Genomic DNA, 5277 nt, shown 5'->3' on the forward strand with positions numbered 1-5277 from the left:
GTATTATCTATCTGCAGGATATGATAAAAACGCCAACTACATGGTGGGCAACGACTATGAGCGTTTTACATTGAATACCAGCAACACCGTTCGCGTAACCAAAAAACTGGAGCTCAGCATCGCGGGACAGCTGTCTCAGGGCAATACCCGCAACCCTTTTGATGTAAACGGCGGCTCTTCTTTCGATATCATCAGCGGATCACGCAATGCCACCAATGTAAGCGCCCAGATCCCGGCGCCGTATACCCGACTGGTAGACGATAACGGCAACGCATTGAAAATCCCCTGGGTGTACAATGACGCATTTAAGCAACAGGGATATGATCAGGGCTTCCTGAACATGGACTACTACCCGCTTACAGAGTTTCAGCTAATGAACAGGCAGGTAAAAAGTATGGCCGTTAACGTTAGACTGGGTGCCAATTATGAAATTACGAAAGGGTTAAACCTGGATCTGAAATATAACCTGGAAAAGAACAACGGATTAGATAGAAACCTTCAGGATCAGAACTCGTTTATGGTAAGAGATAACGTAAATCTCTTCTCCGAAATAATGCCTGATGGAGAACAGGTAAGGCATCTGCCGCTGGGCGATATCTTAACACAGGGTAAGAGTGAGCTTACTGCACAAACGTTCCGTGGACAATTAAACTTCAATCGCAACTGGCGGGAAAAGCATACGGTGGCGGCCATTGCAGGCGCGGAGTCAAGAGAAATTTTGAGAGAAGGAAATACGCAACGTCTCTTCGGCTACAACGATCGTACGTTGCAATATGCGGATGTGGATATGGTGACGCAATTCCCGGACTATTACGGCTTCACCAATTCTATTGGCAGTGTGTTGGGCGTAGGTACGCCGGTAACTTATATCAAGGACCGTTTTATATCTTACTTTACCAATGCCTCCTATACTTATCTCAATCGCTATACCCTATCTGCTAGTGGGCGTGTAGACGGCTCTAATCTTTTTGGCGCACAACGAAACCGCCGTTTGAATCCTTTATGGTCAATAGGTGCGGCCTGGCAGGTACAGCGCGAAAAATTCTTTCACGTAGAATGGGTGGATATGCTGAAACTGCGTGCTACCTATGGTTTCAATGGTAATATCAATAAAACAGCTACGGCTTATACCACCGCGAGTTTAATGCCATCTGGAGAAAATGCCACTTCTTTTATTCCATATGCAAACATTATTAATCCCGCTAACCCTAATCTGCGCTGGGAAAAAGTAGGACAGGTAAACCTTGGCGCCGACTTCTCCCTGTTCCGCGAATCACTGAGTGGCTCGTTGGAGTATTTCAATAAGCGCGCACAGGATCTTTTCGGTAGCGCTTTTATGGCGCCGTCCAGTGGTTTTAACAGCATCAGCAGCAACATCGCTGCCATGCGTACACATGGCTGGGAGCTGAAGCTGGACTCCCGCAATATCAGCACCAACCATTTCAGATGGAACACCACCTTCATGTTAAGCATCGCAAAAGATAAGGTGACGAAATTTTATAACACCGGCAGCAATATGAGTCCTTCTACTTTCTTGCTGTATGGTGGCCGCGATGACGACGACCGTACTACTTACCTGCCGGTAGAAGGCTATCCCCTGTTTGGTCTTTGGGCTTATCCATGGGGCGGTTTGGATGCAAAAGGAAATGCCACCATTATTGGTCCGGATGGTAAAATCATTACCGATCGTTTCGACGCAGGTCGCATATACGATAATATCTACAAAATGAAATACATGGGGGCCGTAAACCCGCCAGTATTCGGTAGTCTGGCTAATACCTTTACTTACAAGCAACTGAGCCTGACAGTGAATATTCTGTATAAACTCGGTCACTATTACCGCGGCAGCGATCCAGGATACACCACCATGGCGGTAATGTACCAGCGCGGGCCCGATAGCTTTAAGGATCGCTGGAAACAACCCGGCGATGAAAAGAAAACAAATATGCCGGCCTTTACCGCTGTGAGAGCGCAGGACAGGGTCAATAATGATTTCTACCAGTACTCAGATGTGAATGTGCATAAGGCAGATCATGTACGCCTGCAGGACGTATTGTTAAGTTACGATATCACCCGGCAAACGGTGGCCAGTCTGCCTGTGAGCCGCATTACATTATATGCGCAGGCCAGCAACCTGGGTATTATCTGGAGAGCCAACAAACAAGGAATAGATCCGGACTATGCACCACAAACATTTTCCTCAGTGATGCCCCCCATGCGCACACTGGCCATAGGTGCTAAAGTAGGTTTCTGATCACATCAAATCATTCAACAATGAAGAAGAGTATATATATCGCATTTGCTTTTGTCATGGCGACTTTGGCCGGTTGTAAAGATTACCTGGATATACAGCCCAAAGACAAACTCATTCCGAATGGTGTGGAAGATTTTCGTTTACTGCTCGATGATCAGTGGACGATGACGCAAACACCGGGTATCGCCGATATCATGACAGACGACCTGTTTTTAACAGAAGATCAATACGGCGATGTGCCACAGGAATATTTTCAGCGGGCTTACACGTGGAGCAAAGACATCTTTGCTGCCGATGATGATGCGCGGGACTGGGGCGCGCCTTATAAAATTATTTTTTATGCCAATACCATCATAGAAGGACTGGCAGCCAATCCGGCAGGTCTCTCTGAAATTCGTAACCAGGTGGAAGGTGAAGTAGATTTTTATCGCGCTTACGCTTACTTTAACCTGTTAAATACTTTTTCAAAACAATACAATGCTGCTACGGCCGATAAAGATCCTGGTGTACCGTTGCGATTAACTTCAGATATAACGGTGTCGGTTACACGTAATAGTGTGAAAGAAGTATATGCACAGGTACTCACCGATGTAAACAATGCCATTAAGCTCCTACCGGCAAAGGCTGCGTTTAAAACCAGGCCTTCCCGCGCCGCTGCCTATGCACTGGCAGCACGTATTTATTTGCAGATGGGCGACTACGATCAGGCCATGGCACAAGCCAATGCCGGCCTGTCTCTCCAAAATACCCTGCTGGATTATAAAAATGTAGATCCGAACAATTCTACTTTCGATGCCGTATTTCCGGTGAACGTGGTAAGCAATCCGGAAGTGATTTTTATTTCATCTACCACCGGTATGTACGCGAAAAATTATTCTATCTCTTCGAATATTTATGAACTTTATAATCCCCATGATCTGCGCACGTCTTTGTTTTTTAGGGAGATACCAGATCAGGGTAACTATCAGTTCATCGGTAGTTATAACGATGGCGGACGTACGAATGTACCCTCTCCTTTTTCCGGATTGTCTGTAGCGGAACTGTATCTCATCCGGGCAGAGTGTTATGCGCGTAAAAGTGAAACAGCCAAAGCCATGGACGACCTGAATGCTTTACTGGTAAATCGTTTCGAGGCAAGCACTTTCCAGCCGTTAGCTGCTGCCTCTCCTAAAGAAGCACTGAAAACCATTCTGCTGGAACGCCGCAAGGAACTGATCTTCAGAAATCTTCGCCTCATGGATCTCAAACGATTAAATACAGATCCGGAATATGCTATAACGTTAACGCGTACACTTAATGGCGAAACATTCACGCTGCCCCCGGGAGATAACCGCTACGTTTTCCCTATTCCAGCAAAAGAAACTACTGCCAGCCACCTGGAACAAAATCCAAGATAAATTATACATCATGAGAGGAATAGTCGTTTTTCTTATAGGACTGATTATCATATCGGAAACACATGCACAGCAAAAGTCAGCGATACCTGTCAGAAGTAGTCTTACTTTGACAGCCATTCACATAAAAGGAAAAGTCCGGATCGAGCAGTTACCCACGGCAAAGGACGCCGTGCTGCGTAAAGTACCAACAGCAGCCATGCAGCCCATAGATAGCAGCGTACCCCTTACATGGACAACCAACATCAGCGAACCGGCGATCGTTAGCCTGTTTCTGATGACGGAATCAGCCACCGCTTCGCAGAAAATTTACCTGAAACCGGGTGATTCGTTAAGCCTGGTATTTGACCAACCCGATACTTCGGTGCATGAAATCATGATGGATACGCTGCGCTCTCATGCAGGTGCACTAAACAACGCATTGGCCTGGTATGACTATACTACTGGTGCTTATACAAGACCCATGTACGATAGTTTTGATGCTAAAACGGCGTCTTTGGCTTTCCTGGAGCAACAAGTGAAGGCCATGGACCATGTTTACACCCGCGCACAGCAAATAGCAGGCAACAACAATTATCTGCAGGCACTGCATGCTTTCAACATGATCAATATCCGTAACTATTGCTGGTGGTATTATGATGAAAATAAAATGACGCCCATCCCGGCTTCGTTAATAGGCCCTGCCTATGATGATAAAGCCTTTGCACTGTTTAATCAGCCTGTTTTTATAAAGTATGTTTTACCGGGAGAAGTGAAAGCAGGGTTCTTTTATCAATACGATTGGATGCTCAAACAGCGGTTTAAAAAGGAACTTGCTACTATGAATGATAGCACTAAAGTAGCTTTCACCGGAAAAAAAGTGTTGCAGTTAAGCCCTTATGCGCCCCTCCGGGAACTGGTGCAGTACTGGTATATAAAGGAGGTGTATTTTTCTTGTCTGCAAAAAAATTACTCCACAGAGCAGCTGGGCGCGGCCCGCAAACTGGCGATGGCAGCAACGGTACCTGTTAAAGATACCGCTCTCCAAAATCGTTTGCAACAGCAAATCAACACCATGGGCAATGTGCTGCCAGGCTCGCCCGGACTCAACTTCGCCCTCGAAGATCACACCGGTAAAATCTGGCATTTCAGCGACCTCAAAGGAAAAGTAGTATACGTAGATGTATGGACTACCTGGTGCGGTCCCTGTCGCATGGAGGCGCCACTCTTTGAAAAAATGGCCGCCGACTATGCAGGTAAAGACATTGTGTTTTTAGGCATTTCGGCAGATAGACCTAAAGATAAAGCTACCTGGGTGGAAATGGCCGGCCACAAACAAACCCTGCAACTGTATTCCGGCGAAAAAACGGCCTTCATGCAGTATTACCAGGTGCCCGGTTATCCAACCTTCCTGCTCTTCGATAAAGAAGGAAAAGTAGTTACCGCAAATGCGCCAAGACCCAGTGCAGAAGAAGCACTCAAAGAAGCAATAAATAAATTATTATAAGCAGTTGATAGGGGTAGTGCAATTGCAGCAGCGTCCTGCTTAAAAGAGGGATCACCTCTTCCTTCCGCCATAGGTTTTCTTTAAATGGGCTGTTTCTTCATATGATGAGTGCAGCCCATTTTTTATTTTTTGTCTTCCCCAGG

The 5277-nt window shown here is 46.2% G+C and carries 2 protein-coding genes and 1 pseudogene; all 3 read left to right on the forward strand.

The window, feature by feature from the left end; genetic code table 11:
- Nucleotides 1-2254: pseudogene (locus VIP81_RS02285) on the forward strand (hypothetical protein); the annotation flags it as partial.
- A 20-nt stretch (nucleotides 2255-2274) separates the two neighbouring features.
- Nucleotides 2275-3651, forward strand: a complete 1377-nt coding sequence (locus VIP81_RS02290) for a RagB/SusD family nutrient uptake outer membrane protein (RefSeq protein WP_331956859.1) — start codon at nucleotides 2275-2277, stop codon at nucleotides 3649-3651.
- A 10-nt stretch (nucleotides 3652-3661) separates the two neighbouring features.
- Nucleotides 3662-5134 (forward strand): TlpA disulfide reductase family protein, encoded by a 1473-nt coding sequence (locus VIP81_RS02295; protein WP_331956860.1) that lies wholly within the window; start codon nucleotides 3662-3664, stop codon nucleotides 5132-5134.
- The last annotated feature ends 143 nt before the right edge of the window (nucleotides 5135-5277 follow it).

It is taken from the genome of Chitinophaga sp., from assembly GCF_036566945.1.
In the GTDB taxonomy this organism is placed as follows: Bacteria; Bacteroidota; Bacteroidia; order Chitinophagales; family Chitinophagaceae; genus Chitinophaga.

Bases quoted from the DNA above. Each gene is read 5' to 3' on its own strand.
- VIP81_RS02290 (WP_331956859.1), top strand. From the start codon at position 2,275: ATGAAGAAGAGTATATATATCGCATTTGCTTTTGTCATGGCGACTTTG.
- VIP81_RS02295 (WP_331956860.1), top strand. From the start codon at position 3,662: ATGAGAGGAATAGTCGTTTTTCTTATAGGACTGATTATCATATCGGAA.